The organism is Streptomyces spirodelae (genome assembly GCF_017676385.1).
Classification (GTDB): domain Bacteria; phylum Actinomycetota; class Actinomycetes; order Streptomycetales; family Streptomycetaceae; genus Streptomyces; species Streptomyces spirodelae.
In genome coordinates this window covers 12,354-39,345 of sequence record NZ_JAFFZN010000020.1, presented here as the reverse complement: position 1 = coordinate 39,345, position 26,992 = coordinate 12,354, and the positions used below count along the sequence as shown (strand labels likewise).

Genomic DNA, 26,992 nt, shown 5'->3' with positions numbered 1-26,992 from the left:
CCGAATCGGAGAAAGCGGAAGGTCAGGCGGTAGCGGACCGGGGCTTTGTCAGCGAGGCAGGCCGGACAGCAGAGACGGCGGGCCGGAAGAGCCGGAGTGCGGCAAGGTCCGGCACCAGGTCGGCAGTGCGCTCACAGCGGGCGGCGGCGTCGGCCAGGGACAGGTAGGGGGTGCGGATGCGGGACCAGCCGCCGGACGTATCGCCGACAACCGCCAGGCCGGGGCGTTCGGGGGCGATGGTGCAGGCAGCGCCGACCGCTTCGGGGGCGATGTCCCCGAGAGCCATCTTGGCCGAGGGCTCATCGTTCACCCGGTGGCAGACCCGCCCGGAGAGCTGGGCGCGGAGCATCGTGGCGCCTTTGCCAAGCTCGGCCCCGAACCGCTGCCCGCACACCTCCAGATAGATCCCCGCAGCACGGCCGAGCTGGGCGAGCCGGATGAGCTGGGTGACCATCTCATCCCGCCGCTCTTCGTCCTTGCGGGAAGCGACGAGGAAGAGTTCGGCCACCTCGTCCACGAACAGCACGATCGGTACCGGCCGTTCGCTCTCGGGCAGGCCCCACACGTCCGAGGTGATCTCCTCATCCGGCGTGGTGGGTGCGATGCCCTGCCGGGCACGGATCAGGTCGTACCGGTCCTCCATCTCCTGCACCAGCGCGGGCAGCAGCTCGGCCGCCTGCCCCGGATCAGTCGCCAGCGCGGACAGCCGAGGAGCGAACGGCGCCAGTTCCACACCCCGCTTGCAGTCGATACCGGCCAGCGCGACCGGCTGAGCGGCGAGGCCGGTGATCAGGTGCCGCAGGTACATCGATTTGCCCGACAGCGTGGCCCCGAGCACCAGCTCATGCGGGATAGCGCGGAAGTCCCGTACGAAGGCGGTCGCGTCCTCACGCAGCGCCACCGGCACTCGCAGGAACCCGCCGCCTGCCTTGCGCGGCATCCGCACCCGCCGTAGCACGTCGAAGCCGACGAGCCGCAGCTCGACCACACCGGGCTTGACCGGCTCGACATAGACGCCATGAACGCCCCAGGCATGCCGCAGCCGCTCAGCCGAGGCGGCTATGTCGGCAGGCTCTTGGCCCGGCGCGAGCCGCAGCCTGATGCGCAGGCCCGTCGAGGTCGGCCGCAGCATCCCCCGACGAGGCGGCACCGGCCGCACCTCACGACGAGTGGTCGCCCGCACAGCCAGCGCCCGCAGACGGGACGGCTGCACCGTCAGCCCACACGAATCCATGACCGACCCGTACGAACCCAGCAGCCGCACAGCCGAGGCAGGCATGCCAACCGCTAACCAGTACGCGGCAGGGTGCCGGGCCCGGAGGTAGGCGGCACCGGCACCGAGACCGGCCACCGGGCCGCCTACCTCCACCAGAGTCATCAGCTCGGACACGGTCAGGCCCCCACACCCGCCGGAACGGCACCCGGCGCGACAGCGGCAGCCCGGTAAGCGATGCCGTGACGCTGCTGCCCGTTGAACACCGAGTCCCACGGCCGAGCCACCAGACCCGGCAGCGAGACCGGAGCACCCAGCGTCAGCCCCTCGGAGATACCGCTCTCGGGCACGGTCACGTGGATCAGCGAGGATTCGCCCTCGTCGATGTAGACGACGCCGACCTTCATCAGCGTCTCGCCGCTGGTGGCGTCCTTGGCCACCTCGCCGGTCTGACGGTCCCGCACCTTCGGCTCGGGGATCTCGGTCAGCAGGACCGTCGCGGTGGACGTGTCAATACGAATCGTTCGCACGACGCAGTACTCCCTTTGCGATTGCCCCATTTCAGGGCATAAGACAACAAATAGTCACGCAACGGGAGGTTGACCGCTTGCCGACTGGGCGCGATACGCTTCGAGAAGCGTTGATGCCAACGACGCACCCGGCCTGAGTGGGCTGCCTCCCGCTCAGGCCACATCTCTTCTGTGGCCTCCGAAGCGCATCGGTGCGGGTCTGCCTTCCCGCGTCGGTGCGCTTTCGCATGCCAACACCCCCCGCCCTGCTGGTTGCAGAGGGGTGTGTTGACGCTCACCACAGTAACCCGTACTCCAAGTACTGTCTAGTACTTCAGGTACTAGTCCGCACTTCTTGTACGCCCAGCTCGTTCGCCAGCCCTCTGAGCTGGTCGGATGGTGGCTGGCTCATGGTCAGCAGGTCCGAGACGAGCTGCTTGACCAGGGGCATGGCGCGCACCATCTCCGGTGACAGTTCGCGCGCCTTGAGCAGTGCTTCGACCGCGGGTCCGACCTGTCGCCGCTGGGCTTGTGCTCTGGCGATGTCGAGGTTGAAGCGCGTCTGACGCTCCGAGGAGAGCGCAGAGGCGTCGATGTCACGTGCGGCTCGCAACGCGACGCCGGCATCCCCCAGGTCCACCGCCACCGAGACCTCATGCAGGCCGACGTTTGTCGGCCCGAACTCGGTGTTGTAGTCGTTGCGACCTTCGCCGACCTGCTGAGCCATGGACCGGGCTTCGCTCAGGAAGTCGTACGCGGCGTCAGCGTCATTCAGGCGTGCAGCGGCGACAGCTCGCTGAAGTGTCAGAGCGCCACGAAGGGCCACCGCTGCAAGATCTCCCGAGTCCGCCAGGGGGCGGAGGGCGTCGGCGGCCGTCCCCGAGGCTTGCGCCGCCTGCTCGAAGTGGCGGGCCCCGAGGAAGACGATGGACAGCCGGAACTCTCCGGCCGCCATCAGGAGCGGATCGTCAGCGCGCTCGGCAGCGACCACGGCGCGGTCAACCGCGATCCATGCCGCTTCCGCTTCACCCATGTTGGCCAGAGCGCCGCTGCACGTGTGGTACATGGCGGCCATCAGCCGGAAAAGCTGCGGACGCTGCTCGTCTGGGCCGGACCGCACGGCTCCCTCCAGAGAGGGGACCAGCTCTTCCAGGAGCTCCGCCAAGTCCGCGTAGTTGCCGCCGTGCGCCAGCGACCATGCCCGGTCGACCTTGGTGCTCAACGCGGGGACATCCGGCGGTTCGTGCTGGCCCAGGATGGCGGTCAGTGAGTGCGCGGCGCTCAGGACCAGGCGAAGCCGGTTGGCACCTGGGGGTTCGCCGTCCGCAACCGAGGCAATGATCGGAGCCTCGGCGGCCAGTTCCCCCACCGGAAGGTCAAGGGCGTCGGCGACCTTCTCCAGCACCGTCATGCGGTCAATCCGGCGTACTCCGCGTTCCACCTGGGAGACCCATGCTTCTGAGCGCTCCAGGAGCCGGGCGAACTCCTTCTGGGACAGGCCGCGACGTTTGCGATTGAAGGCGATCTTCCGGCCGAGCGCCTTCGCGTACTCAGTGCTCAACGTCAACGCCCTTGCCGGACATGAGTTCCAAGCGATCTACCTGGACGTCGGCCAGATACAGGTCCCGCTGGGCGAGGAACGTCTGAACGTAGTCCTGCGACTCGTGCGTCTCGAAGGCGTCCTTGTCGCGGTAGAGCTCATAGAAGATCCGTTCCAGTGGCCGACCGTCTACGCGGTGAACCGCGTAGACCAGCGTGCCCGGCTCGTTTTTCTTGATCAATTCCCCAGTGCGCGAGACCAAGGCATCGAATTGCGCGGCGGCGTCCTCGTCTTTGCACGTGAAGCGCACCATCAGCCCGAACATGTGTTCTCCCTTCGCTGATCACTCGTCTCGGCACCACACCTCAGCGTGAACCGTATGCGGCGATAACCCGCACGAAAAGTACGATCTCGCATTTGCGGTACCCGCACACGGGGTACGGTGCTGGTACTAATTGTACGGCTGCGGCTTCCGTGCGTCAGCCGTACCCCAGCTTTGCCGTGCAAAGGCGCAGGTCACCCCGGGGAGGGCCGATGTCACGCAACCTCCGAAACTTGATCGTTTCGACGCATCCATTTCCGCAGCAGGCACTCAAACGTCAAAGCCGCACAGCTCCCGCGCAGCCAGGAGGCATCCGCCGGCACTGCCCCGGCAGCGCGACACCGCAGCGGGCCTTCCACTGCGAAGCAGCCGCCTACGCACCTACGGCAGGCCGGTCTTTCCCACTCGGATCATGCTCCGCCCCGACACCACGCCTGGCACTGCGCTGGATGCTCCACCGGGCAAGCCACATCGCCGACCAGCTCGACACCCCGGCAGCGACCCCGGTACGCCACTGGCTCAACGACCAGGCCGAGCACGAGCACGCGCTCTCACTCCTGACACGGGGCGAGACCTACACCTTCACAGCCTTCGACGACGCCACGCGATACGCACTGTCCGCCTGTGCCACCAGGAGCGCACGATGACCCCCGCAACCGTCACCCGACACGGCTACTGGTGCGAATGCTGGACCCAGAGCCCGGCAACCGGCGCTGCCCCTGCCCTACTCGGATCATTCGACGCCACCAGCGCGCGACAAGCCATCCGTTGGGTGCGCACCAGCCTCCTGACCATCGCATCCGCTTTGGACGACGAGCCCTACCGCCAAGCGCGGTACTGGGTGACGGACGGACAGACGTACTCGGCCCAGGCGCTACACCAAGGCCGCTCCTTCAGCCTCACGCTCACCCAGCACAGCACCCGCATCGCCTGGACCGCACGACCGGTCTCCTACCTGCCTCTGCTCCACCGCCAAGGCAGGCAACTCCCGACCTGTGCCTACGAATTCGCACCCAGGCCACGAACGACCCGCGCGTAACAACTTTCTCTACGACTTCAAGGCGGCCCGCTGACGCAGGCCGCGCGCGCTGGCGGCCCGTGGCCGCCGCCCGCTCCTGTCTCCGCCCCGCTCCGCGCCGACCCCAGGCCGCTCAGCGCGCACCCCGAAACAGCAACCCGCCAGTCGCCAAAGTATGGCGCGCTTCATCCGATACTGGTCGGTCACCGGCTGACGACCGCCAACACGAGCACCACCAAGCGCACGAGGCCGACAAGGCCCGTGGCGCGGCGCCCGGTCTCATCGCGGTCTGCGGGCCGGTTGCGCCATCGCTGATGGCCAGCTGGGGCTTCGCGGAGGCGCCTGCGGGTCAAAGACCAAAACCAGTAAGCGTGGCTGATGCCGGTGAGTGGCTGAGGAGACCACGTGCGGGTGCGCCGCATCGGTCCCGTCATCGTGGCTAACCTTCTGTGGCTGAGGCGTCGGGGGCACTCGCTGGATAGCTTCTGTCACAGCCTGCTCACAACACTGGGCGCCTCTGACCAAGAAACTGCACCTCGGTGGCCAGGCTCTTCACTCCAAGTAGAAGCCCTTATCCCTTTCATTTGGCTCCAGCGGTGCAAACTGCCGCAGCTCATTGCCACGGACCATCCACAAGCGGAAGAACGATTCCTCCTGATCCATCACCAACAGCTGCACCGCGTTCGGTTCACGCCACGGAGTCTCCATGAACCGCTCCTTGAGGGCATCGAGGTCGGCATGGTTCAGGGCACCGGCCCACACCTCGCACTCAGGGTTCTTCCAGCCACCCCACTGGTTGTCCTGATCGCTGGTCAGCCGTCTCAGGTACCCCACCCCACTAGCCGCCGACTCAGCACGCTGCGGGGCTTCCGTCCACAGCCAATCGCTCAACGCTTCCACATTCGCGATGTCCTCCGAGTCGACCGAGACCATGACGTTCGTAACCCAACTCATGGAAAGCGTTGTACAAGAACGGCCAACGGTCGACCAACGTTTTTCGGGGAGGAGGGTGAGAGTGGCCGTCCCGGACCGTCCGCAGCAAGTACGTGGCACGCCCCGGCCAGCAAGAGACCGAGCAGTACAGCACCGAAGTACAGCAACCCCCACAACCACAGGCAGCCCGCGCCAGCCGCCAACGCCCCGCCACAGGCCCCAGCCGACCCCACCAACCACCCCGCCCGTAGTTCGCAACGAAAGGGTCGGCCGGGGTGCCACAGCCAAGCGGCTGAGGCCAGTGGAAGCGCAGCAAGGCACCTACGTGCCAAGCCCGTTGACTGGCCATGCACTGCGGCTGACTTTCATCGGCCGAGGCCACGGAAGTGCGGTTCTAGACCAAGGCACGAGGGTAGTGACGTCGACGTGAGCGATGACCACAAGGAAGATCTGAGCAGTCTCGTCAGTCACTTGGGCGCCGGCATCCGCGACACGCACTACCGACCCGCGCACGACGCAGCCGCGAACGTCTGCTCCGGCATCTTCGACGCGATCCCCGTTGACCTCCACGATGTCGTGCACGAGGCGGTCATGGCCGGATACGCAGCCGCTCTGAGCGACTTGGAGTCAGGCAAGCTGGACGACCAAGTTCGAGAACGGTCCGAGATCATCGTGTGAGGCCCCATGCTCCGGGCCGTCTCAGTTTCCGTCTCATTCAGCGCCGTTCACAGTCGTTCAGATGAGCCCCAGGGCGGTCACCGTCTCGGTGATAAACCGGCCCATGGACCCAGGTGAACGACCTCGAACGACGGCCGCTGGCTCGACGCCACAGTTGGAAAGCGTGCACGTCGGCCAGTCCCTCATACAGCTACCTCCCCCGTAGATACTCCGCGCGGCTCGATACTCTGCTTCCGTCTACCGGGGGTTCTAGTTGGACAAGTAGAATCAAGTGGCGCTGCTGACCGCAGCAGTAGCCGCGCTGGCCACGGTTCTGGGCTACCTCGCGAACCAGTACGCCAGCAGGCGAGCCCAGCGGCGTGACCTCTTCGCCGAGGCGCTGGCAGCAGTGCGCGCCTACCAGGACCTTCCCTACAGAGTTCGGTGGCGAGCTCGCAGTGATGCAGAGACGCGAGCGGCCCTTGGTGAGCTGACCTACACGACGCTGGAGCGCATGCAGAACTTCCGAGCCCTGCTTGAGTTGGAATCACGCACTGTGGCCATGGCCTACACAGACCTGGTGCGCGAGACACGCAGGCTAGGCGGGCCCTTCCGCCAGAGCGCGTGGCGCGCCTCCCCGGCCGAGAGCGATGAACAATTCGATCAAGAAGACCCTGGCTACCGCTACGAGAACCAACCGGAACTCGACCTGTGCCTCATGGCCATGCAGCGCGAGCTGCGGCCCTACGGTCCATTCCTTCGTGGCGCAACCCGTCGTCGTGTCCTGGCACAGCGTCGGCGGCGGGAAGCCCGATCGCTTGCCGGCCAGGGATAGGCCCGTGCCCGACCGGTGCCTGAGAAGGCGGCGAACCACGGTCAATCAGCGGTTTTGGTGGGTCCTGAGGCCCCGACGAGAATCCACCGTTTACGCAGGTCAGAATCGCTTGAGCGCACGGCAGGCCCCGTGATTCCCACGCTCAGGACTCCGAGGGCACCTCAGCAGTAGCGCGCGAGTGCGAGGTAGCTTCGACACTCGTAAGTCGACTGCAGGAGGCTTGTGGTGCACGCGGACGCTCTGACCAGACCCGGGCAACTTTGGTCGGCCGGTGAGGTCTTGTCACGTCCAGGACCCGTGCCTGGAGTGGCAGGGGCGTACGGGTGGCACTTCGAGGAGGCGCCGCACCCGGACTTGCCGTCAGGCCGGCTCCTATACGTGGGGATTGCGCCGCGGCACATGGCGACCAGGACGAGCACGCAGAACCTGCGGAAGCGGGTGCGGTACCACTTCCGCGGCAACGCCTACGGGTCCACGTTGCGGCTCACCCTGGGGTGTCTGCTCGGGTTGGAACTGCGTCGCGTCGGCAGCGGGAAGCGCATGACGTTCACCAAGGCCGGTGAGACGGTGTTGAGTGGGTGGATGGCCGAGCACGCGCGGGTGTGCTGGCTGGAGCATCCCGAGCCGTGGACGGTCGAGGCAGAGTTGATCAGCAGTCTCGACCTCCCGCTGAACCTCGATCAGAACCGGCACAACTCCTTCCACCCGCGTCTCACCGAGATGCGTTCGCAGGCGCGGCAGCGGGCCAGGGAACTGCCGGTCACTTCGTGACCGGGGCGTCTCACGTGCAGACCGCCAGCGGTTGCTGTACAGCAGCGAAGTACAGCAACCGCGTAGACCGTTGTTGGCCGTAGTCCCCTGTGAACGCCGCTCATGCGACCACTCCGACCGTGGATGTCCGAGCTGTCCACAGCTTGTAAACAGAAGGTCGTCGGTTCGAATCCGACAGGCGGCTCCGCAGGTCAGAGGCCCCGCATCATGATCGATGCGGGGCCTCTGGTGTTGCTGGGACATCAGGTCCGACATCGACCGCCCGTGGGGAAGGTGGGACGAGGGCGGGAACGCCGCTCGCTCCCTCACCACACGAGTGCACGTCGCAGGCCATCGTGAATTCGGAGTGCCGCAAGATCCGCCCTGCGGGCTCGATGCATCTTCATGCCATTGAGCCTCGGTGTCCGAGTGGCGTCCGGGCCGACCTTCAGTCGGCCGGCCGAGAGGGTGGTGCCAGCCCCACTTGGCGTTGGTGGTGCCAAGCGCCTACTGCCTCGGGACCTGACCGGTGTGTGGTGCGTCGTCCCCTGCACGAGCATCGGAGGCGCACTGGTCGCCAGGCCGGCGACCGAGCCATAGGACGGAGACCGCGGTGACGCCTGTCAACAGTCCGACAACGGGTTCTCAGATCGGCTCCCGTACCGATTCGTGGACCGCTGCTGCGCCCCCTGGAACAGTTCGCCGAGCGTATGTGCTGTGGATGACGGCTGTGGCAGCTGGGGCCTTCGAGACGGTACTGGCTGTGGGGAGGATGGTTTCCGACGGCTCAGGGGCAGTCCCTGGGATCGCCTTCGGCCTTCTGTTGCGGCTCGCCGTCTTCACTGCTGCACTGCTTGTCGCTGTCCGCATGTTCCGTGGACGTGGCTGGGCACGCGTCACATTGGCCTTCGGACTCGGTGTGGTGGGTACGGCGTCGATGGTGGTCGAGCCCCTTCGTGCCCTCGGGGAAGGGAGGTCTCCGGGGGCGGTATTGGCGGAAGCCGGGGTCCTGGACCTGGTGTTCGGTGCCAGCCGCACGTTGCATGTGACCGCTGTACTGACCGCGGTGGTGTTGATGTTCCTTCCGACTGCCAACGCCTATTTCCGTGCCATGCGGACGTCCGGATCTTCGGAGGCGAGGGCGGAGGCGCGAGAATGAGCGACCACATAACGGCACGCAGCCTCTGTCCGGGGCCTGTGCAACGTTGGTCCTCCGGCTGCTGAGTCGCCCGGACTCCGACAGGCGCGGTTCGGTCGGCTCTACCTCGTATCCGCCGCCGGGCCGTGCCCGGTCAGTCTCGATCACCTCCTGTAGCGGGGCAGGACTATCGTGGGTGATGTCGGAGAGCTGTGTGATGCCGGGGCAGCGACTGTCGGGGAGCGCGCTGCAAGGGCGGCGGGAGTGCTTGGGGGCGGAGTGCAGTCGGACAGCGGCCCAGACGTCGGGCCCAGCCCTGGGGAAGCGGCCGCTTTTCTGCTGGACAAGATTCGTCAGGGGAACAGCTACGCCCGCAGTAGGAAAGTGCGGTTCAGTCGAAGCGCCTCCGTCGTCAAGGTGGCGATGCTCGTACTGTCCGCAGCGTCCACCGTCATCCTTGGCCTGCAGAATCTCAACGCGTGGGCTGGTACGGCCATGGCATGTATGGCGCTGGTGACGTTGCTGGGAGCCGTCGAGCCGTTTTTCAACTGGCGCTCCCGGTGGGTCCTGATGGAGGAAGCGCAGTATCGGTTCCAGCGGCTTGCCGATGACCTCGAATACCGCATGGCTTCGACGGCGGCCGATGAGCTCACTTTCGATCAGCTCAACGAGATCTTCGGGCGGTATCAGGCGATCTGGGATGATCTGAGCCGTACCTGGCTGGAACATCGGCAGGAAGCCGCGCCGTCGACCCGGTGAGCCTTGTCCAACCTCGTTCTGAGGAGGTCGCCATGCTCAAGCCCTGGCACACCTCCTGAGCCTGCCGCCTGTTCCACCACTCGCCTCTCCGGCCTCCGCCCCGGCACTCCTCACCCTGTATCTGGCCTGTTCGGACCTGAGGTTGGAAGAGGCTCAGTACCAGTACCAGTACCAGTGCCGCGAGTCGGGAGTCGGCTGCGTGATCCGTTCAGCGAGGCATGGTGCGCCGAAACTTGGCAGGGCTGGCCAGGTAACGGTCGAGGTCCGGGTCTTCGTGCAGTTCGAAGAACTCGTCGTAGATCTGCCATGACGGTCCGAGTTCGGTGCGGAGGCGGCCAACGGTTTGGCTTACCGCCACGTTGAACTGACGGCACTCCGCTTCCCGCCACGGTCCCGGGTCCGGAGGGTAACTCCAGTTCATCGACGTGTCGTACAGTGCCACCAGGCTCTTCAACTCGTCGCGGAGAGTCCGACTGATCGGCAATCGACCCAGATCAACCGGGTATCCCCACGCGTCGCGGTCTTCCGGAGTCATGGCCCACAGAACGCCGCCCGATCCCGCGTCGAAGAAGAATCTGGCACTGGGCACGGCGCTCTCCCTCTGTTGCTCGCGCTCCTTCGGGCCTCATGCCCGTCACTGATCCAGGCGGAGATGTCGCTCCGGCTCGGGGGCGCAGCGATGCGACGTGCGGCGCAGCTCGCGGCGGGTCGGTTCAGCCGGTCATCGGCTCTCCACAAGGTTCGTCCATGAACCAGGCACTCGTCGAGAGGTTTTGCTGTGAGCCCGGCCCGTGGAACTGCCACGCTTGGATGCACCGTGACGCGCGCGGCTGGGAGTTCGGCGGCATCGGCCGGGACCGGATTACAGGCGGCGCCAGTGGGTTTGTTGGTGGATGGCGCGGGCCTTTTCCTCGGCGGTGAGGCCGCGTTCTCGCTCTTCCGGGGTCAGGTTTCCGGTGGAGCCGACGCCTCGGCGGTGGGCGATGAAGACCAGAGCGCCGACAAACGCCAGACATAACGCTATGACGAGCACGACCATGGTTCTCTCCCTCTTTCGGAGCTTCGGCTCCCGGCTGCCAATTCTGTTGTCACGGTACGCCGCTGAATCGCGCGCGTCACAGGTACGTCCAGCGCCAGGCGTTCGAGCTGTGGGAGCACTTGATCTTTCGGCCACTTGCGGTGGAGGTGGTGGCTCCGTGGTCGCTGTTGCGGCAGAACTGGCCCGCTGAGTAGCAGTTGCCGGCGCTCGAGACGATTGAGCATGTGCCGGTGCTGTCCTGGTTGCTGCTGTCGCCGCTGTCGTTGTCGCCGCTGTCGTTGTTGCCGCTGTCGCTGTCGCTGTTGCCGCTGTCGCTGTTGCCGTTTCCGCTGCCGGCGGCCTTGGCGGGGGTGGTCTTGGTGACGGTGACCGTGGGGCGGGGTTTGGCTTTGACGGTTTCGGTGACCGTCGGGGCGGGCCCGGGGGTGGCCGCGGTGGTCGCCGTGATGGTCGTCGTGGGTTTGGCCTTGGCGTCGACCGGCCGCTTTCCCTCGTCCTCGGTGGAACCGATGGCCACGCCCGCTATGAGCAGGGCCGCGCCTCCGAGCCAGACGAGTACGCGTTTGTGGAGCGGACGGCCGCCGGGTGGGGGTGGGGGCGGTGTCGGAGGTATGGGAGCGGTGTACGGATTGGTCATCTTGTCCCCCCAGGAGCGAATTTGGTGGAGGGACCGTAATGCTCTACGGAGTGAAGGTGTGAGGGGTTGCGCGAGAGAAGTGATGATTCTGTAACCGATGGCGACGCTGTGGTGTGTCTGGTGTGGTTGGTGAGGCCGCCGTGACTGAATCGTGTTCGATTTATGTGCAACCCCGGCCCGTGAGTGCGGGTCTTGCCTGCAACGAGTTCTGCGCGGTACCTGGGCGCAGGGCGCTGGAAGCACAGGGAGAAGCACAGTGCGAGTCGCTGCCGTACGTCGTACCGTCCTGGCCGTGTCCGCGGCCTGCGTCGCATTCACCGTCACCGCCTGCGGGGGCGGTGACAAGGAGACCGGCGGCAAGGAGGCGAAGACCGGGGAGAAGTCGGCCAAGCCGGCGGCGAAGGCGCTCAGCGCCAAGGAGCTGGAGAAGCTCGTGATCGCGCAGGGCGACGTCAAGGGGCGAGAGGTCAAGAAGCCGGGCAAGGACGACGCTTTTCAAGCCGGGGACGTCAAGGTCGAGAAGGCCGCGTGCAAGCCCGTCGCCCAGGTGCTGTCCGCGCTGCCGGCGGGCAAGCCGGCTGCGACCGCCCAGCGGCTCGTCGTCCACAAGTCGGAAAAGGCCGGGAAGGGTATCCCCCCGGTGGACGAGCTGGCTGACATGACGGAACAGGAAGTCGAGGACGCGACGATCGACTCGCTGGACATCACCAAGACCCAGACCTCTCTGTGGTCCTATGACGCCGATGGTGCGCACCAGACTCTCGCCACTTTGCGGAAAGCCGCCAGGAAGTGCGCCGGGGGCTTCATGATGACGGCCGACGGGGAAAAGCAGCAGGTCACCAAAATCAGCCAGGAAAAGATGTCCGTGGGCGAGGAATCTGTCGCCTGGACGGTCGGTACGAAGCAGGACGGCACCGCTGCCGACACCAAGGTCGTGGTTTTCCGTAAGGGCACCACGCTCGCCGGGTTCTCGTCCTTCAACATCGCATCCGTCACTCGGGGTGAGGATTATGAGCAGCCCACCGCCGTGATCGACGCGCAGGCCGCCAAGCTCGGCAAGTCCTGAGTTCCTGAGCGTATTTCTGTATCGGTGAAGTGAGAGGAAGTCGACGGACGAAAGCGCGGGCGGAGAGGGGCGAGTACCCAGCGGGTGCCCCTCCCCGCGCCGGTCGACTCCTGTCAGGCAGGTGGAGAGCCGTCACGCGGCTGCGGTCAGATACACGACCGGACCCGGGACTTTCATCCACGGGGCCGACTCGTCGTCGACGATGTGGCTCCCCAGTTCCCTGTTGTCCTCTTCATCCTTCTTCTGGAGAAAAGTCAGAAGCTGAGTGGTGGCAGCGACGAGAGCACCGAGACCACCGAAGAATGTACCGACGGCTTCAAGAGTGTCGAGGAACATGGCGCTCGCTTCCCGCGCACGGGCCGGGCGCGCATTCCAGAGGTCACACTGACAGGAAATTGATTCCTGGGACGGAGAAGATGAAGGAACCGGCCCTTCCAGCAAATTCTCGGCCACTTACGGCTCGCGTCTCGCCGTATGCAGGTTCTGCGCTCATGGCGAGGCTCTTGCCCGCAGGGGGGGTCACTGTCGCCCAGTGGTACATGCGAATCAGCACGGTTTTCCTCCTCTCCTTCTCCGTAGAAGGTGTGAGCTCTGCACTTTAGCGGCGTCGCACCATTCGGTACAGCACCCGTCCGGCCTGGCGTCGTATTTCAGCCACTCGGTGGTCCGTCGGGCCGGGCGAGATCGCCAGGGGTACGCCGGGTCCGCTATGTCCCGTTTCCCTGTTCCTGGTTGAATTCCTCGACCCATTTCTTGTGCTGCTCGTAGTCGTCCGTGAAGCGGGTGTCGCCCGGTTTGACGGTGACGAAGTAGAGCCAGTCACCCGGAGTGGGGCGCTGAGCGGCCTTGATGGCGTCGGGGCCCGGGTTCCCGATCGGGGACGGGGGCAGGCCCTTGTGGCGGTACGTGTTATAGGGGGAGTCGAGGCGGGTGTCGGCGTGGCTGGTGTTGAGGGTGGAGCGGTTGAGGGCGTAATTGATGGTCGAATCCATCTGGAGCGGCATATCGCGCTTGAGGCGGTTCTGTATGACGCGGGAGACCTTGGCCATGTCCTGCGGGGTGTTCGCCTCGGCCTGGATGACGCTGGCGACGACAAGCGTGTCGTAGTCCGGGACGCCTGCCGTGGTGTGTCGCGTACGGGCCTTCTTGACCATGGACTTGACCAGTGAGGTCGGGGACGTCTCCGGCCGTACTACGTAGGTGGAGGGGTAGAGGTATCCCTCCGGGTTGCCCTTCGCCGCCGCAGGCAGCTCGAGCTTGCCCTTGCGGCCGGCGCGCTTCGCGGCTTTCTCCGTCGTCCCTTCGGGTACGGAGAGCGCCCGGTCGGCGGCCTCGTACACCTGGGAGGCGCGCCAGCCCTCCTGTACGTGGAGGTACGTGGTCTGCCACTCCCGTTGGTAGTGGCGGAACAGCAGCACGCCTGCTGTCGCCACGGCGACGGCACACAGCAGCGTTACCGCGACGAGCAGGCGCCTCCGGTTCCCGGTCCTGGTGGTCATGGGGAGAACGGTAGGACAGCGCGCCGACTCGCCGGGCACGGAAGGTGGTTATGGGAGGTGCTGGTTATGGGACCAATACCACCTTTCCCGTCGTACCGCGGGTCTCCATCGCCCGGTGCGCGGCGCCCGCCTCGGCGAGCGGGAACGTGTGCACGAGGGGTGTGAGCACCCCTTTGCCGGCCAGCTCCAGCGCCTCGGTCTCCAGTTCGCGCTTGTGCTCCAGCATGAAGCCGGCTTCCAGGGAACGGACGGTGATGCCCCGGGCGGCCTGCTCTTCGGCGGAGTCCTCTGAGGGGAGGGCTTCCCCGGGTGCTTCCCCTGACCCCGGCTGCCCCGCCTGCTCCTGCTGCCCCGGCTCCTCCTGCCGCCCGCCGATGCCGCTCAGCAGTGAGGACGAGCCGCCGTAGGCGTAGTGCGTGCTGCCATGTGCGAGCAGTCCGAGTGCCGTACGGGCGAGCGCGCCGCCGGGGCCGTCGAACAGGTGGTGCACGGGGCGTTCGCCGTACGCAGCGCGGATGCGGTCGGCCCAGTCCGGGCGCGAGTAGTCGACGGCTAGGTCGGCGCCCAGCTCGCGGACGGTTGCCGTCTTGGCCGGGCCGCCGGCGGCGCCGATGACGCGGGCGCCCCGGTGCTTGGCGTACTGCGTCAGCAGGGCGCCCATACCGCCGGCGGCGCTCAGGACCAGCACGGTGTGCGCGGCGCGGATGTCGGTCCCGTGGAGTACGCCCATCACGGTGCGCCCGGTGCCGATCATGGCGACGGCCTGCGCGGCGGAGAGCGCGTCGGGAACGGGCTGGAGGGCGGTCGCGTCGGCGACGACGAGCTCGGCGTAGCCGCCTGGCGCCCGGCCGAGGTGCACGGTGACCTGTTGGCCGAGCCAGTGTTCGGGCGTGCCCTCACCCAGCGCCTCGACCGTTCCGGCGACCTCGCGGCCGGGGATGGTGGGCAGTTCGGGGAGGGGGAGCGGGCCCTGTCTGACACCGGCGCGCAGCGTGGCGTCCAGCAGGTGGACGCCCGCGGCGCGTACGGCTATCCGGACCTGGCCGGGGCCGGGGAGGGGGTCGGGCACCTCCTCGTACGTCAGGTTCTCGGCGGGACCGAAGGCGTGCAGGCGTACGGCGTGCATGGGCGTCGCTCCTTCTGGGACGAGCCGGACCGGATGTCCGGCTCGCGCCAAGGCTCCAACTTGAAGCATGGTTGAAGTCAACCGCGGGCTCGAAGCCGTTGTTGTCAGAAACCGTTGTTGTCAGGAACCGTCGCTGTCAGAAACTGTCGTGGTCGGTGGCCGCGTTGTCAGCAGCCGTCGTTGTCAGTGGTCGGGGGCAGCATGGCTCACATGGCGACATCGGCAGTACGTGAAGCACGGCGCCCGGAGATCTCCCTGCCCGAGCTGCGGCCCTTCGCGGGGCGCGGTCTGGAGCCCGACGGGGACTACGACGGAGTGCGGTTCGAGGGGCTCGATCTGAGCGGGGCCGACGGGAGCGGTGCCACGTTCCTGGACGTGGGGATGTACAGATGCGCGCTGGACGAGGCCCGGCTGGGGCGGCTTCGGGTGATCGACTCCGTGCTGGAGGGGGTGTGGGGCGTCGGCACCCAGCTCGCGGGCGCCGAGCTGCGCGATGTGGAGCTGCGGGACGCCCGGCTGGGCGGCGTGCAGCTGCACGGAGCGCGGTTGAACCGGGTGCTGGTGCGGGGCGGGAAGATCGACTTCCTGAATCTCCGGCAGGCCGAGCTGACCGACGTCACCTTCGAGGGCTGTGTGCTGCACGAGCCCGACTTCTCGGGCGCTTCGCTCGAACGAGTGGCGTTCCGCGACTGCGTGCTGCGCCGGGCCGAGTTCCACCTCGTACGCCTCACGGACGTGGACCTGCGCGGAGTGACGGAGCTCGAACTGGCCACGGGAGTGGACCGGCTGGCCGGCGCCGTCATCAGCCCGGGCCAACTGATGGAGCTCGCCCCTGCGTTCGCGGCACAGATCGGGGTGCGGGTGGAGCCCTGAGAAGCGGGAGAGCCGTCACGGGCGCGTGAGTCGTCACGGGCGCGTGAGCCCTCGCAGACACGCGCACCTTGCACGGGAGCGCACCTTGCACGGGAGCGCACCCTGCACGGGAGCGCACCCTGCACGGGCGCGCACCTTGCACGGGAGCGCGACCCCTCACGGGCCGGTCCTTACGGCACCGGGACCCTGGGAAAGCGGGCTGTCAGCGACCACACGGCAGGGTTGGCCTGCAGGCCCTCGTGCATGTCGGAGAGGTCGGCCACGAGGTCGTGCAGGAAGTCGCGGGCCTCGCGGCGCAGCTCGTCGTGCGAGAAGGAGAGCGGGCCCTCGTCGTCGGGCGCCCAGTCGGCGGTGATCTCCACCCAGCCGAAGCGGCGGGTGAAGCGCAGCAGTTCGGCCGACTCGGTGAAGTCCAGGGTGGCGCGGTGCGGCCCTGGGGACCGGCTGCCGCGGGGGTCGCTGTCCAGCTCTTCGGCGATGTCGCACAGCGCCCAGGCGAAGTCGAGCACCGGCACCCATCCCCAGGCTGTGGACAGCTCGCGGTCGGCGGCCGTGTCGGCGAGATAGATATCGCCGCAGAAGAGATCGTGCCGCAGGGCGTGCACGTCGGCGCTGCGGTAGTCCGTCTGGGGCGGATCGGGGAAGCGGCGGGAGAGGGCGTAGCCGATGTCGAGCACGCCGCGATGGTGTCACGCCGCGCAATCGCTGGACGCGGGGCGGGTGGCCGGTGGCGGGGCGGGCCGTCGGGGTGGCGCTCCCTCGGTGGGGAGCGCCACCCTCAGGGCTGCGCGGCCTTGAGCCCGTCCAGCGAGCGGGCTGAGCAGGGCTGCGGCGCGGTCCTCAGACGTTGACGCCGAAGTCCTGGGCGATGCCCACCAGGCCGGAGGCGTAGCCCTGGCCGACGGCGCGGAACTTCCACTCGGCGCCGTTGCGGTACAGCTCGCCGAAGACCATGGCGGTCTCGGTCGCGGCGTCCTCGCTCAGGTCGTAGCGGGCGATCTCGGTGCCGCCGGCCTGGTTGATGATGCGGATGAAGGCGTTCCGCACCTGGCCGAAGTTCTGGCTGCGGGTCTCCGCGTCGTAGATCGAGACCGGGAAGACGATCTTGTCGATCTCGGCGGGCAGCGCGGCCAGGTTGACGTTGATCTGCTCGTCGTCGCCCTCGCCCTCACCGGTGAGGTTGTCACCGGTGTGCACGATGGACTGGTCCGGCGTCGCCTTGTTGTTGAAGAAGATGAAGTGCTGGTCGGAGTAGACCTTGCCCTCGGCGGTCACCGCGATGGCGCTCGCGTCGAGGTCGAAGTCCGTGCCGGTGGTGGTGCGCACGTCCCAGCCGAGGCCGACCGTGACGGCGCTCAGGCCCGGTGCCTCCTTGGTGAGCGAGACGTTGCCGCCTTTGGACAGGCTTACAGCCATGGGGTGCCCTTCTGTCGTATCTGGCTCTTGTGGTGTTCCCCGAGGAAATCACCGGCGTCGGAACGGAACCTCGCCGGGGTCCGCGGCCGCACGCCTCACACCCTGCACAACGCAGCGGGGGGACGGGCGGGTTCCAGCTTTCCGGGCCGACTTTGCTTCCTTTACCTTCGCGGCGGGACCAGCCGGGCGAAACCAGCCGGGTGAAAAGCGGATGACGTCCGCGCCGTGAGCCCTGACCATGGAACCCATGTCCGGTCCCTACTACATCCGAGGCGCGGTCGCCCTGCCCGAGGCCGAGCTGACGTGGCGCTTCACGCGCTCGTCGGGGCCGGGCGGCCAGCATGTGAACACCAGCGACAGCCAGGTCGAGGTCCGCTTCGACGTGGCTGGCACCCAGGCGCTGCCCGAGGTGTGGAAGCGCCGCGCCCTGGAGCGGCTGGCCAACCGTCTGGTGGACGGCACCGTGTTGGTCGTACGGGCGAGTGAGCACAGGTCGCAGTGGCGCAACCGGGAGACGGCGGCGGTGCGCATGGCCTCGCTGCTCGCCGAGGCGACGGCGCCCCCGCCACCGCCGCGGCGCAAGAAGAAGGTCCCGCGCGGGATCAATGAGCGCAGGCTGCGCCAGAAGAAGCAGCGCAGCGAGCTGAAGCGGGGCCGCACGGGGCGCGGCTGGGACTGACGTTCCCGGTGCCCCGCAAGTGGCTCGCGACGACGCGTAGGGGCACATCCTTACCGGGCTCACCGGGCCGCGGTCCCTGCCGGGCTCACCGGGCCGCGGTCCTTGCCCGCGGTCACCGCAGCGACCGGTACCGCCCGCTGTAGTACAGCAGTGGCCCACCCTCGGCATGGGTGACTCGCGTGGCCAGTACGCGCCCGATGACCAGGGTGTGGTCGCCCGCCGTCACCCGCTGCTCCGTGCGGCATTCGACAGCCGCCAGCGCGCCGTCCACCAGGGGTGCGCCGCTGACGGTGCCGCGGGTGTGGGGGAGCTCCTGGAAGAGGAGCCGGTCGCTGAGCCGCGCCTTCATTGCGAAGCGACCGGCGGTCTTGGTCTGGGCGTCCGTGAGCAGGGAGACCGCCCAGTGGTCCTGGCGTGCGAGCAGCTCGTCCATCCGGGATTCCTCGCGCACGCTGACCAGAACCAGCGGCGGGTCCAGCGAGACGGACATGAACGCGGTGGCCGTCATGCCGACGTCCTCGCCGCGTGCTCCCTCCTCGGGGTCGTGCGCGGTGACAAGCACTACGCCGGCCGCCAGCCGCGCCATGGCGGCGCGGAACTCCTCGTCACTCACCCCATCAGGATGGGGCATCGAGGGGGTACGGGGCACGGGGGTCGTTTGCTGCTGCACTGCGTAGGACACGTCGGCTACGCTAGCCGCCGCTTTCCGGGCCCCGCATCGGGCTCGGGGACCAGACGGGGCCTAGGACCATCGACGGCACCGGCCCGTGCCGGGGGGCCGTGTACGAGGCTGTGCCGGAGGTACACGCACTGCATGCCCGGACATGCACACACTGCATGCCGGGTGCACGCACTGCATGCCCAGACATGCACTCACTGTGTACGCAGGCACTCCAGGGAATACGTTGCGCAATCAACTAATCGCGCACTGTTGTGACATGAGTCACAGAGGGCATTAATTGTTGACCCTGTGTACCGGGTGAACAGCTCGCTGTGATTCAGTGGCCGTGGCAGCCGAAAACGCAGCCGAGACGCTGAGGCAGTGAGGCCCGGAAGCGACGCCACGAGCACCTGGAGTTGACGAACAAGGCTCAGGGGGAGGGCTATGGAAACCGAGTCGGAGCCCTATGTCCGCCTCGCCAGTCTGCGTCAGTTGCACCGCGTAGTGGCGAAACTGAGCACCGCCCGCAGTCTTGCCGACACCCTGCAGACGGTCGCCGACGGGGTGGTCGAGGGCCTCGGCTTCGAGATATCGGCAGTACACCTGGTGCAGGCCGACGGGGATCTGGTGGTGGCCGCCGTCGCCGGCAGCGCCGCGGCCGAGTCGATGATGGCGGGCCGGGTCGGCCCCCGTACCGCCTGGGAGCGGCGGCTGTCGATGGGCGAACGGTGGGGGGCGCTCCACTTCATCCCGTACACCGAGGGCTGGGTGCTGGACGACGACGAGGTGCCGCAGTGGCACGCCCCCTCGCCGGTACGGGACACACCGGACGCCTGGCACCCCATGGACCGGCTCTTCGCGCCGCTGTGCGCCTCCGACGGCGAGCTGCTGGGCGTCCTGTCCGTCGACCGGCCTCGCAACGGCCGCCGTCCCGGCGCCTGGGGCTGCGAGGCGCTGCAGATGTACGCGTCCCAGGCCGCCATCGCCATCAGCAACGCCCGGCTGCGCTCGAACATGCAGCGGGCGCTGGTGCGGCTGGAGCGCGAGCAGCAGGCGCTGCGGGCCAGCGAGGAGAGCTTCCGGCAGGCGTTCGAGTACGCGCCCAGCGGGATGGCTGTCGCGGAGATGGGCGGGGACCAGCACGGGCGGCTGCTGCGGATCAACGACGCGCTGTGCCGCCTGCTGGGTCGGCCCGCCGCAGCGATGCGCCGTTACTCCTTCTCCGACCTGGTGCACCCCGACGACATCGGGACGCTGCTGCGCACCTCGGCCGAGGGCGGGCGGGCCGAGCTGCGGCTGGCGCGCCGGGACGGCAGCTACGTCTGGGTCTCGCTGCGCAACTCCGTGGTCGCCGACACCGCCGACGGGCCGCGCTATCTGCTCACCCACGTCGAGGACATCGAGGAGCGCAAGCGGCACGAGCTGCAGCTCGCGCACCGCGCCAGTCACGACTCGCTGACCGGCCTGCCCAACAGTGCGGAGCTGCGGGCCCGGCTGGGCAGCCGGCTGTGCGCGCGGCCCGACGACCGCCCGGTGGCACCGGCCGGAGCCGTACCGGGGGTCGTGTCCGTCGATCCCTCAGCCGGGTACGCGAGCGGCCGGCCCGCGGGGTACGGGGGTGATTTCTGGGACCTGGAGGGCCTGGGTGCGATACCCGACGCCGGGCAGGGGCCCGGCGTTCCCGCGCCCGGCGGTCCCGCCGACGCGCCGGGAGGCACCGGCTACGGGGGCTTCGCCGGGTTCGGCGCCGACAGCGGCACCGACCCGCACCATGTGCACGCGGTGCCGCCCAAGGGCGAGGGGCCCGGCGAGAAGGGGCTCGCGGTTCTCTTCTGCGATCTGGACGGCTTCAAGTCCATCAACGACCGCTACGGCCACCACTGTGGCGACGCGGTCCTCATCGAGGTCGCCCGCCGGCTGGAGGCCGGGGTGCGGGACGACGACACGGTCGCCCGGCTGGGCGGCGACGAGTTCGTGGTGCTGGCCGACGGACTGGGCCCGGCAGAGGCGCAGGATCTGGCCGTACGGCTGCGGAACGCGATCATTCCCCCGATCCAGGTTGACGGGCGCGCGGTGCGGGTAGGCGCCAGCTTCGGCATCGGCTGGGCGAGCTGCGGAATGACAGCCGAAGAGGTCCTGCAATCCGCTGACCAGCGTATGTATGTGGAGAAGCGCTCCCGGTCCAAGGGGCAGCGCCGGGCGGGCTGACGCCGCCCCGGCCGCTCGGCCGCCGAACGTGCCGGAGGGTTCACCCAGGAGAGGTAGGCTCGCCCGGATACCTGACGCAGTAGGGAGTGAGGGGATGACCGCCGAGAACAACGGCACGGGGGCTGCGCCGGAAGGGGGCGACGAGGACCCGTTCGCGTATCTGTACCGGCAGGAGGGCGGTGGCCAGCAGTCGGACGCACCCGGCCGGCAGCAGCAGCCCGGCGTCCCCCGTCGCTCCTTCAACCAGGTCCGTGCCGTCGGCGAGCGCCAGTACGGTTACGGCTATCCGCAGCAACAGCAGCGCAGCGGCTACGGCTATCCGCAGCAGGGGTCCGGCTACTCCCAGCAGCAGTCCGGTTACGGCTACCCGCAGCAGCCTCCGCAGCCCGAACACCAGCCCAGCCCGCACTACGCCGCGCCGGAGACCATGCCCGGCGGGCGGGCGGCCGCACGGCAGCAGGGTGCCCCGGGCAACGGCCGTGGCGGCCGGAGCAGGACCGGCCTCCTGGTGGGGGCGATAGCGGTGGTGGCCGCAGTGGTGATCGGCATCGGCGCGGCCATCGTCTTCAACGACGACAACAGTGGCGAGCCGCAGGCCAAGGAGACGGGCGGCTCCCAGCAGGACGAGCAGGACCAGAGCGACAACAAGAAGGACGACAAGGACAAGAAGCAGCAGCCCGTCTCGGACAAGCTGCCCAAGGAGGACGCGGCCAGCCTCAACCTGGACGGCGCCACCGTGGGCAAACAGGTTCCGGGCGCCAAGTCGCGCGGCGGCGCGTACGTCGACATGAACCAGCCCGGTGCCGCGGCGACCTGGGAGCTCAAGGGCATACCCGCGGCTGGTAAGTACACCCTGCATGTGCGCTACACAGTGCCGGGCAAGGACGCGGACGCCTCGCTGGCCGTCAACGGGAAGCCGGAGAGCCGGCCGCTGCGGCTGAAGAACTTCTCGCACGCCGAAGAAGGCGACTGGGAGAACGGCTGGACGAACTCCTACTCCTACCTTCAGCTCGACAAAGGCCAGAACTCGGTCAAGATCTCCTGCGACTCCGGGTGCGAGGCCAACCTGGACCAGGTCTGGCTCACCAAGGGCTGGGGCTAGCCCCGGCCCTTCCGGCGGTGCCGCCGGGCGGTGAGCCCGGGGCCGCCAGTCGGGTGAGCCCGGGCCGCCGGGCGGACTGAGCCCCAGGCCGCGGGGCGGACTGAGCCCTTACGGGGCCTCGGCCCTGCGGACCCGGACCGAGGGGAGCATCTGCTCATAGGTCGGCTCGTCGAACTCCCCGGCCACAGGTGAGCGCACCGTCGCAGCCGACAGGGCGACCGCGCGGGCCAGCCGGTCCGGCCAGGGCAGGTCCTCGGCGAGTCCGGAGAGCAGGCCGGCGACGGCGGAGTCCCCCGCGCCGGTCGGATTGCCGGCCAGCCGCTCGGGTACGGCCGCGCTCCAGGCGCCGTCCTGGGTGACCAGCAGCATCCCGTCGGCGCCCAGTGAGGCAGCCACCGCGTGCGCCCCGCGCCGCTGGGCCGCGCGGGCGGCGCGCAGCGGTTCGGCGGTGCCGGTGATCTGGGCGATCTCCTCCGTGTTGGGCTTGACAATGTCGGGCCGGGCCGCCAGCCCGCGGCGCAGCGGCTCACCGCTGGTGTCCAGCAGTACGGGAATCCGGGCGGTGCGCGTCTCGCGGATGAGCGTGGCGTACGCGCCCACGGGCACGCCCGGCGGCAGGCTGCCGCACAGCGCGACGGCGTCGGGGCCCTGGTCCAGCAGGTCGCGGTAGGCGGCCAGGAAGCCGTCCCACTCCTCGGGGGTGATATGCGGTCCCGGCTCGTTGAGCTGGGTGGTGTCGCCGGTGGTCTCGTCGACGACGCCGACGGTGCGCCGGGTGCGTCCGGCGACCTGGAACAGCGCGTCGGTCACGGACGCGGTGCCGCCGCCCGCGGCCTCCTGCGCGGCGTCGGCGTCCTGCGCGGCGTCGGCGGCCAGCAGGGCCCGCAGGACGCGGCCCGTCTCGCCGCCGACGAAGCCGGTGACGGTCGTCTTGAAGCCGAGCGCGCCGAGCACCCGGGCGACGTTCAGGCCCTTGCCGCCGGGGCGTTCGGTCACCTCCCGCACCCGGTGCGAGGCGTGCGGGACCAGATGGGGCACCCGGTAGGTGAGGTCGAGTGCGGCATTGAGCGTGACGGTCAGGATCATCTGCGCGCACCACCCTCACCCGTCTCACGACGGTTCACGGCATACAACCGACGGCTCATGACATACAACCCACGACGAACGACACTGCCACGGAACTCGACCGCGCGAGCGATCATGCCTCCCCACCCTACGGCCGGGAGGTGTCCGCCGGTACCCGTGCCCTGCGGCCCTGCCGACCGGCTCAGCGGGTGTGCGGACGCACTTCCCAGCTGCCCTGCCGCATGACGCCGACCAGCGTGAACTCCTCGTCCAGCACCACCAGGTCCGCCAGCTTTCCGGGCTCCAGGGAGCCCACGCTCTCGGCGATGCCCAGCAGCCGCGCCGGGTTGGCGGACAGCGCGGCGACCGTGTCGGGGACCGGCAGCCCGTCGATGGTGACGGCACGTTTGAACGCCTGATCGAGTGTCAGCGTCGAGCCGGCGATGGAGCCGCCCTCCACCAGCCGGGCCACCCCTTCGCGCACCTCGACCTCCAGATTGCCCAGCGGGTAGCGGCCGTCACCCATGCCCGCCGCGCCCATCGCGTCGGTGATGAAGGCGACCCGGTCCGCGCCCGCCGTCTCGAACGCCAGGCGGAGGACGGCAGGGTGCAGATGGGTGCCGTCGTTGATCAGCTCGACGGTGACGCGCTCGTCCTCCAGCAGCGCCGCGACAGGGCCCGGCTGCCGGTGGCCCAGCGGGGGCATCGCGTTGAACAGGTGCGTGGCGACGGTCGCGCCGGCGTCGATGGCCTCCCGGGTGCTCTCGTAGCCGCCGTCCGTGTGACCGACGGCGGCGATCACGCCGCTGTCGGCCAGCAGCCGTACCGAGTCCAGCCCGCCGGGACGTTCGGGCGCGAGCGTCATCATCACGGCTCGGCCGCGCGCCCCGTCCAGCAGCTTGCGCACATCACCGGGGTCCGGGTCGCGCAGCAGCGACTCCTCGTGCGCGCCGCGCCGTTGACAGGAGATGAACGGGCCCTCGAAGTGAATCCCCGCCAGATCGCCCTGCTCGACCAGTTCGCTGAGCGAGCCGGCCTGCCGGGACAGCTCGTCCAGGTCGCCGGAGACGGTGGAGGCCACCATGGTGGTGGTGCCGTGCCTGCGGTGGGTCTCAACGGCCCGCAGCGACTCCTCGTGGCTGCCGGCGGAGAAGGAGGCACCCCCGCCGCCGTGCACATGGATGTCGACGAAGCCGGGCACGATCCAGTGCCCCGTCAGATCGAGCGTCTCCTGCCCTGTCGGACCGAGCTTCTCCTGCCCCGTCGCATCCGGCGTCGGAGCGGAGTCCGGCGTCTCCGCTGGGCCGACGGCGGCGAGGGTGCGGCCCTCCACCGTCAGTCTCCCGTTCTCGCGCACCCCTTCGGGCACCACCACCCGGGCCCCGGTCAGCACCGTTCGCTTGCTCATCGGCTCGTAACCTCCGCGGAGAGTAGGTCCCAGGCCAGGAGCCCTGCGCCCAGGCAGCCCGCGGCGTCTCCCAGTGCAGCGGGCACGATGGCCGGGAGTGGCTGAAAAGTGACCTTCTCGCGCACCGCCTCCCGGAGCGGAACGAAGAGGGTGTCGCCCGCCTCGGCGAGACCGCCGCCGATGATCAGTGTGCGGGGGTCGAGCAGAGTGAGTCCCGTGACCAGGCCGGTGGCCAGCGCGTCGATGGCGTCGGCCCACACCTTCTGGGCGCGGGGGTCGCCCGCGGCGACGGCCTCGGCGGCGTCTGCCGCCGTCGCCTCCGGGTCGCCGCAGACCGCGGCCCAGGCCGCGCCGATCGCCGAGGCCGAGGCGAGCCGTTCCAGACAGCCGCGCTGCCCGCAGCCGCAGGGCGGTCCTTCGGGCCGTACGACTATGTGGCCGATCTCGCCCGCGCTGCCGTGCGCTCCCGCCTCGACCCGGTCGCCGATGCCGATGGCGCCCGCGATGCCGGTGCCCAGCGGCAGGAAGAGGTAGCGGTCCACGCCCTCACCGGCGCCGATGCGGCCCTCGGCGAGTCCGCCGGTGCGCACATCGTGGCCGAGCGCCACCGGCAGCGGCGGCAGCCGCTCGTCACGCCCCCGGCCGAGGCGCTCGCTCAGCAGAGTACGCAGGGGGACGTCGCGCCAGCCGAGGTTGGCGGAGAAGACGGCGATGCCGTGCTCCTCGTCGACGGTGCCGGGGACGGCGACCCCCGCTGCGGACGGCTCGGTGCCGTATTGCCGCTGCCCCACGGCGCGCAGCTCGGCCGCGAAGTCGAGGATTCCGGACACGACCGCCTCGGGGCCGCGTCGGCGCTCGGTTGCCCTGCGCGCCTCGTACAGCAGTTCGTTGCCGTCGCCGATGAGCGCGGCCTTCATTCCGGTGCCGCCGACGTCCAGGGCGATGACGTAGCGCAGGGCAGAGGTGCTGGGGGCCTCGTCACGGGTACTCACGCGGAACAGTCTCCGCGAGAGGACTGAAAAGGTCTAGTCCACTCAAGGAGTCCATGCCTCCGGATCATCGAATGGAGGCCAAGCTGATTTCGTACCGGTATCCGGTTTCGCTGGACGCTCGGGGTCTCTTGGGGGGAGACTCCCCGCTGACGGGCCGGGGTTGGTGGTGCCAGGGGGGAAGGTGGGCATCGAGTGGCTCGCGCCACGTTCTGAGGTTCGCAGGGCTGAGGGGTATGGAGAAGATGGAACGGCGTCGTTTCCTGGGTATGGCTGCCACAGGAGTGGCCGGAGCGGCCGGAATGACCGCGCTGTCCGGCTGCGCCGGCGGCCCGGGATCGGGAGAGGTGACGCTGAAGCTGGTCGCCGCCGACTACGGGAACCCCGGAGCGGACAACAGCTCGAAGATCTACTGGCGCGAACTCGCCGACAGGTTCACCAAGAAGAACCCCGACATCCGCATCGATGTCACCGTCCACAGCTGGAACGACATCGGCAAGAAGCTCACCGACATGGTCGACTCGGGCAATCCGCCGGACATCGCCCAGGTCGACTCGTACGCGGACTGGGCGGCCGAGGGAAAGCTCTACAAGGTCAGCGAGCTTCTTCCGATACCCGCGCAGGCCGATTTCCTCGTCTCGCTCGCCGAGGCCGGTGAGGTGCGCCGCGTCCAGTACGGGCTGCCGTTCGTCGCCAGCACCCGGGTGCTCTTCTACAACAAGGACCTCTTCAAGAAGGCCGGGCTCGACCCCGACAAGCCGCCGGAGAGCTGGCAGGAGATCAAGTCCGCGGCACGGGCCCTCAAAGCGGCCGGCGTCAAGATCCCGTACGGACTGCCGCTCGGCCCCGAGGAAGCACAGGGCGAGTCCCTGATGTGGATGCTCGGCAACGGCGGCGCCTATGTCGACAGCGTCGGCAACTACACCATCAACTCCCCCGAGAACATCGAGACGTTCCAGTGGCTGCGGGACAACCTCGTCGGCCCCGGCTACACCGAACCCGGCCCGCAGCGCGTCAACCGGCAGCAGCTCTTCGAGGCGTTCACCAAGGGCGAGGTGGGCATCCTCAACGGCCACCCCACCCTGATGCAGCAGGCCGACAAGAAACACCTCTCCTACGGCACCGGAAAGCTGCCCGGCAGCAAGGGCCCCGCCGAGGGCACCCTGGGCGTCGCCGACTGGATGATGGCGTTCCGCAAGCACGGACACCGCGAGGCGTGCGGCAAGTTCCTCGAATTCGTCTTCCAGGAGAAGAACCACTACGCCTTCACCTCGCAGTACGGGTTGCTGCCCGTCACCACCAGCGCCTCCCGGCGGATGCGCAAGGACGAGGACCAGAAGAAGCTCTGGCCCTTCCTCGACCAGCTCGCGGGCGCCGAGTTCTACCCGGTGGGCAAGGTCTCCTGGGCGGACACCAGCGCGGTCATCAAGAAGACCGTCGGCAAGGCGGCCATGAAGGACGGCGACCCCAAGGGCGTCCTGACCTCCCTCCAGCGCAAGGCGGAGGCCGAGGAGAAGGCAGCACCGTCCTGACAGACCCGCCGCGTACGG

The 26,992-nt window shown here is 68.5% G+C and carries 28 protein-coding genes; 11 read left to right on the top strand and 17 right to left on the bottom strand.

Annotation, left to right across the window (positions count from 1 at the left end):
• Positions 1-22: 22 nt before the first annotated feature.
• The 4 genes from JW592_RS20910 to JW592_RS20895 form a co-directional block, all read right to left on the bottom strand.
• Complete coding sequence (locus tag JW592_RS20910) at positions 23-1,390, bottom strand: FtsK/SpoIIIE domain-containing protein (RefSeq protein ID WP_209266714.1); 1,368 nt, start codon at positions 1,388-1,390, stop codon at positions 23-25.
• Between the two features lie 2 nt (positions 1,391-1,392).
• Positions 1,393-1,743: an SCO3933 family regulatory protein gene (locus JW592_RS20905; protein ID WP_209266713.1), complete on the bottom strand. Its 351-nt coding sequence runs from the start codon at positions 1,741-1,743 to the stop codon at positions 1,393-1,395.
• A gap of 313 nt (positions 1,744-2,056) precedes the next feature.
• Positions 2,057-3,283, bottom strand: a complete 1,227-nt coding sequence (locus JW592_RS20900; protein ID WP_209266712.1) for a helix-turn-helix domain-containing protein — start codon at positions 3,281-3,283, stop codon at positions 2,057-2,059.
• Positions 3,273-3,587, bottom strand: coding sequence for a putative quinol monooxygenase (locus JW592_RS20895; RefSeq protein ID WP_209266711.1), 315 nt, complete (start codon positions 3,585-3,587; stop codon positions 3,273-3,275). The genes JW592_RS20900 and JW592_RS20895 overlap by 11 nt, the downstream gene beginning before the upstream one ends.
• 446 nt (positions 3,588-4,033) lie before the next feature.
• Between JW592_RS20895 and JW592_RS20890 the strand changes: the two genes are divergently transcribed.
• On the top strand, positions 4,034-4,231 hold the full coding sequence (locus tag JW592_RS20890; RefSeq protein ID WP_209266710.1) for a hypothetical protein: 198 nt from the start codon (positions 4,034-4,036) through the stop codon (positions 4,229-4,231).
• A 923-nt stretch (positions 4,232-5,154) separates the two neighbouring features.
• Here the strand turns inward: JW592_RS20890 and JW592_RS20885 are convergent.
• Entirely contained in the window at positions 5,155-5,556 is a 402-nt protein-coding gene (locus JW592_RS20885; protein WP_209266709.1) for a squamosa promoter-binding protein 15, read from the bottom strand.
• Between the two features lie 405 nt (positions 5,557-5,961).
• On the opposite strand from JW592_RS20885, the gene JW592_RS20880 reads away from it, so the two are divergent.
• The 4 genes from JW592_RS20880 (at position 5,962) to JW592_RS20865 (ending at position 9,674) form a co-directional block, all read left to right on the top strand.
• A complete protein-coding gene (locus JW592_RS20880; RefSeq protein ID WP_209266708.1) occupies positions 5,962-6,213 on the top strand; it encodes a hypothetical protein in 252 nt (83 codons plus the stop codon).
• A gap of 271 nt (positions 6,214-6,484) precedes the next feature.
• On the top strand, positions 6,485-7,027 hold the full coding sequence (locus tag JW592_RS20875; RefSeq protein WP_209266707.1) for a hypothetical protein: 543 nt from the start codon (positions 6,485-6,487) through the stop codon (positions 7,025-7,027).
• A 222-nt stretch (positions 7,028-7,249) separates the two neighbouring features.
• Entirely contained in the window at positions 7,250-7,798 is a 549-nt protein-coding gene (locus tag JW592_RS20870; RefSeq protein ID WP_372446548.1) for a GIY-YIG nuclease family protein, read from the top strand.
• 1,396 nt (positions 7,799-9,194) lie between these two features.
• Positions 9,195-9,674 (top strand): SLATT domain-containing protein, encoded by a 480-nt coding sequence (locus JW592_RS20865; RefSeq protein WP_209266705.1) that lies wholly within the window; start codon positions 9,195-9,197, stop codon positions 9,672-9,674.
• Positions 9,675-9,882: 208 nt separating this feature from the next.
• Here the strand turns inward: JW592_RS20865 and JW592_RS20860 are convergent, their stop codons facing one another.
• The 3 genes from JW592_RS20860 to JW592_RS20850 all read right to left on the bottom strand — a co-directional run bounded on the left by JW592_RS20860 (position 9,883) and on the right by JW592_RS20850 (position 11,350).
• A complete protein-coding gene (locus JW592_RS20860) occupies positions 9,883-10,263 on the bottom strand; it encodes an immunity protein CdiI family protein (protein WP_209266704.1) in 381 nt (126 codons plus the stop codon).
• 273 nt (positions 10,264-10,536) lie between these two features.
• Positions 10,537-10,713, bottom strand: a complete 177-nt coding sequence (locus tag JW592_RS20855) for a hypothetical protein (RefSeq protein WP_209266703.1) — start codon at positions 10,711-10,713, stop codon at positions 10,537-10,539.
• A gap of 76 nt (positions 10,714-10,789) precedes the next feature.
• Positions 10,790-11,350, bottom strand: coding sequence for a hypothetical protein (locus JW592_RS20850; protein ID WP_209266702.1), 561 nt, complete (start codon positions 11,348-11,350; stop codon positions 10,790-10,792).
• Between the two features lie 292 nt (positions 11,351-11,642).
• On the opposite strand from JW592_RS20850, the gene JW592_RS20845 reads away from it, so the two are divergent.
• Positions 11,643-12,416, top strand: a complete 774-nt coding sequence (locus JW592_RS20845) for a hypothetical protein (protein WP_307805487.1) — start codon at positions 11,643-11,645, stop codon at positions 12,414-12,416.
• 132 nt (positions 12,417-12,548) lie between these two features.
• On the opposite strand, the gene JW592_RS20840 is transcribed toward JW592_RS20845, so the two are convergent.
• From JW592_RS20840 to JW592_RS20830, 3 genes are all read right to left on the bottom strand, one after another.
• On the bottom strand, positions 12,549-12,752 hold the full coding sequence (locus JW592_RS20840) for a hypothetical protein (RefSeq protein ID WP_209266700.1): 204 nt from the start codon (positions 12,750-12,752) through the stop codon (positions 12,549-12,551).
• 371 nt (positions 12,753-13,123) lie between these two features.
• Positions 13,124-13,915: an endolytic transglycosylase MltG gene (gene mltG / locus JW592_RS20835; protein ID WP_209266699.1), complete on the bottom strand. Its 792-nt coding sequence runs from the start codon at positions 13,913-13,915 to the stop codon at positions 13,124-13,126.
• A 64-nt stretch (positions 13,916-13,979) separates the two neighbouring features.
• Positions 13,980-15,041 (bottom strand): zinc-binding dehydrogenase, encoded by a 1,062-nt coding sequence (locus JW592_RS20830; RefSeq protein WP_209266698.1) that lies wholly within the window; start codon positions 15,039-15,041, stop codon positions 13,980-13,982.
• Between the two features lie 210 nt (positions 15,042-15,251).
• Here JW592_RS20830 and JW592_RS20825 point away from each other — a divergent pair, with 210 nt between their 5' ends.
• Positions 15,252-15,914, top strand: coding sequence for a pentapeptide repeat-containing protein (locus JW592_RS20825; protein ID WP_209266697.1), 663 nt, complete (start codon positions 15,252-15,254; stop codon positions 15,912-15,914).
• A gap of 170 nt (positions 15,915-16,084) precedes the next feature.
• Here the strand turns inward: JW592_RS20825 and JW592_RS20820 are convergent, their stop codons facing one another.
• Positions 16,085-16,591 carry a hypothetical protein gene (locus tag JW592_RS20820; protein ID WP_209266696.1) on the bottom strand — a complete coding sequence of 169 codons (507 nt, stop codon included), beginning with the start codon at positions 16,589-16,591 and terminating at the stop codon, positions 16,085-16,087.
• A gap of 163 nt (positions 16,592-16,754) precedes the next feature.
• A complete protein-coding gene (locus tag JW592_RS20815) occupies positions 16,755-17,330 on the bottom strand; it encodes a TerD family protein (protein WP_209266695.1) in 576 nt (191 codons plus the stop codon).
• 238 nt (positions 17,331-17,568) lie between these two features.
• On the opposite strand from JW592_RS20815, the gene arfB reads away from it, so the two are divergent.
• A complete protein-coding gene (gene arfB / locus JW592_RS20810) occupies positions 17,569-18,009 on the top strand; it encodes an alternative ribosome rescue aminoacyl-tRNA hydrolase ArfB (protein WP_209266694.1) in 441 nt (146 codons plus the stop codon).
• A gap of 112 nt (positions 18,010-18,121) precedes the next feature.
• Here the strand turns inward: arfB and JW592_RS20805 are convergent, their stop codons facing one another.
• Entirely contained in the window at positions 18,122-18,640 is a 519-nt protein-coding gene (locus tag JW592_RS20805) for a flavin reductase family protein (RefSeq protein WP_229376526.1), read from the bottom strand.
• 474 nt (positions 18,641-19,114) lie between these two features.
• On the opposite strand from JW592_RS20805, the gene cdgB reads away from it, so the two are divergent.
• Together cdgB and JW592_RS20795 are read left to right on the top strand one after the other, a co-directional pair.
• Complete coding sequence (cdgB, locus tag JW592_RS20800; RefSeq protein WP_209266693.1) at positions 19,115-20,878, top strand: diguanylate cyclase CdgB; 1,764 nt, start codon at positions 19,115-19,117, stop codon at positions 20,876-20,878.
• A gap of 94 nt (positions 20,879-20,972) precedes the next feature.
• Positions 20,973-21,980 (top strand): carbohydrate-binding protein, encoded by a 1,008-nt coding sequence (locus tag JW592_RS20795; RefSeq protein WP_209266692.1) that lies wholly within the window; start codon positions 20,973-20,975, stop codon positions 21,978-21,980.
• A gap of 108 nt (positions 21,981-22,088) precedes the next feature.
• Here JW592_RS20795 and JW592_RS20790 read toward each other — a convergent pair whose 3' ends face one another.
• From JW592_RS20790 to JW592_RS20780, 3 genes are all read right to left on the bottom strand, one after another.
• Positions 22,089-23,066, bottom strand: a complete 978-nt coding sequence (locus tag JW592_RS20790) for a 1-phosphofructokinase family hexose kinase (protein WP_209266691.1) — start codon at positions 23,064-23,066, stop codon at positions 22,089-22,091.
• A gap of 181 nt (positions 23,067-23,247) precedes the next feature.
• Entirely contained in the window at positions 23,248-24,453 is a 1,206-nt protein-coding gene (nagA, locus tag JW592_RS20785; RefSeq protein WP_209266690.1) for an N-acetylglucosamine-6-phosphate deacetylase, read from the bottom strand.
• Positions 24,450-25,409, bottom strand: a complete 960-nt coding sequence (locus JW592_RS20780; RefSeq protein WP_209266826.1) for an ROK family protein — start codon at positions 25,407-25,409, stop codon at positions 24,450-24,452. The genes nagA and JW592_RS20780 overlap by 4 nt, the downstream gene beginning before the upstream one ends.
• A gap of 302 nt (positions 25,410-25,711) precedes the next feature.
• Between JW592_RS20780 and JW592_RS20775 the strand changes: the two genes are divergently transcribed.
• Entirely contained in the window at positions 25,712-26,974 is a 1,263-nt protein-coding gene (locus JW592_RS20775; protein WP_209266689.1) for an extracellular solute-binding protein, read from the top strand.
• The last annotated feature ends 18 nt before the right edge of the window (positions 26,975-26,992 follow it).

Excerpts from the sequence above, each read along its gene's own strand:
- JW592_RS20895 (WP_209266711.1), bottom strand. The coding sequence starts at position 3,587 with ATGTTCGGGCTGATGGTGCGCTTCACGTGCAAAGACGAGGACGCCGCC.
- JW592_RS20890 (WP_209266710.1), top strand. The coding sequence starts at position 4,034 with ATGCTCCACCGGGCAAGCCACATCGCCGACCAGCTCGACACCCCGGCA.
- JW592_RS20885 (WP_209266709.1), bottom strand. The coding sequence starts at position 5,556 with ATGAGTTGGGTTACGAACGTCATGGTCTCGGTCGACTCGGAGGACATC.
- JW592_RS20855 (WP_209266703.1), bottom strand. The coding sequence starts at position 10,713 with ATGGTCGTGCTCGTCATAGCGTTATGTCTGGCGTTTGTCGGCGCTCTG.
- JW592_RS20850 (WP_209266702.1), bottom strand. The coding sequence starts at position 11,350 with ATGACCAATCCGTACACCGCTCCCATACCTCCGACACCGCCCCCACCC.
- JW592_RS20840 (WP_209266700.1), bottom strand. The coding sequence starts at position 12,752 with ATGTTCCTCGACACTCTTGAAGCCGTCGGTACATTCTTCGGTGGTCTC.
- mltG (WP_209266699.1), bottom strand. The coding sequence starts at position 13,915 with ATGACCACCAGGACCGGGAACCGGAGGCGCCTGCTCGTCGCGGTAACG.
- JW592_RS20830 (WP_209266698.1), bottom strand. The coding sequence starts at position 15,041 with ATGCACGCCGTACGCCTGCACGCCTTCGGTCCCGCCGAGAACCTGACG.
- JW592_RS20825 (WP_209266697.1), top strand. The coding sequence starts at position 15,252 with ATGGCGACATCGGCAGTACGTGAAGCACGGCGCCCGGAGATCTCCCTG.
- JW592_RS20815 (WP_209266695.1), bottom strand. The coding sequence starts at position 17,330 with ATGGCTGTAAGCCTGTCCAAAGGCGGCAACGTCTCGCTCACCAAGGAG.
- arfB (WP_209266694.1), top strand. The coding sequence starts at position 17,569 with ATGGAACCCATGTCCGGTCCCTACTACATCCGAGGCGCGGTCGCCCTG.
- JW592_RS20805 (WP_229376526.1), bottom strand. The coding sequence starts at position 18,640 with ATGCCCCATCCTGATGGGGTGAGTGACGAGGAGTTCCGCGCCGCCATG.
- cdgB (WP_209266693.1), top strand. The coding sequence starts at position 19,115 with ATGGAAACCGAGTCGGAGCCCTATGTCCGCCTCGCCAGTCTGCGTCAG.
- JW592_RS20795 (WP_209266692.1), top strand. The coding sequence starts at position 20,973 with ATGACCGCCGAGAACAACGGCACGGGGGCTGCGCCGGAAGGGGGCGAC.
- JW592_RS20790 (WP_209266691.1), bottom strand. The coding sequence starts at position 23,066 with ATGATCCTGACCGTCACGCTCAATGCCGCACTCGACCTCACCTACCGG.
- nagA (WP_209266690.1), bottom strand. The coding sequence starts at position 24,453 with ATGAGCAAGCGAACGGTGCTGACCGGGGCCCGGGTGGTGGTGCCCGAA.
- JW592_RS20775 (WP_209266689.1), top strand. The coding sequence starts at position 25,712 with ATGGCTGCCACAGGAGTGGCCGGAGCGGCCGGAATGACCGCGCTGTCC.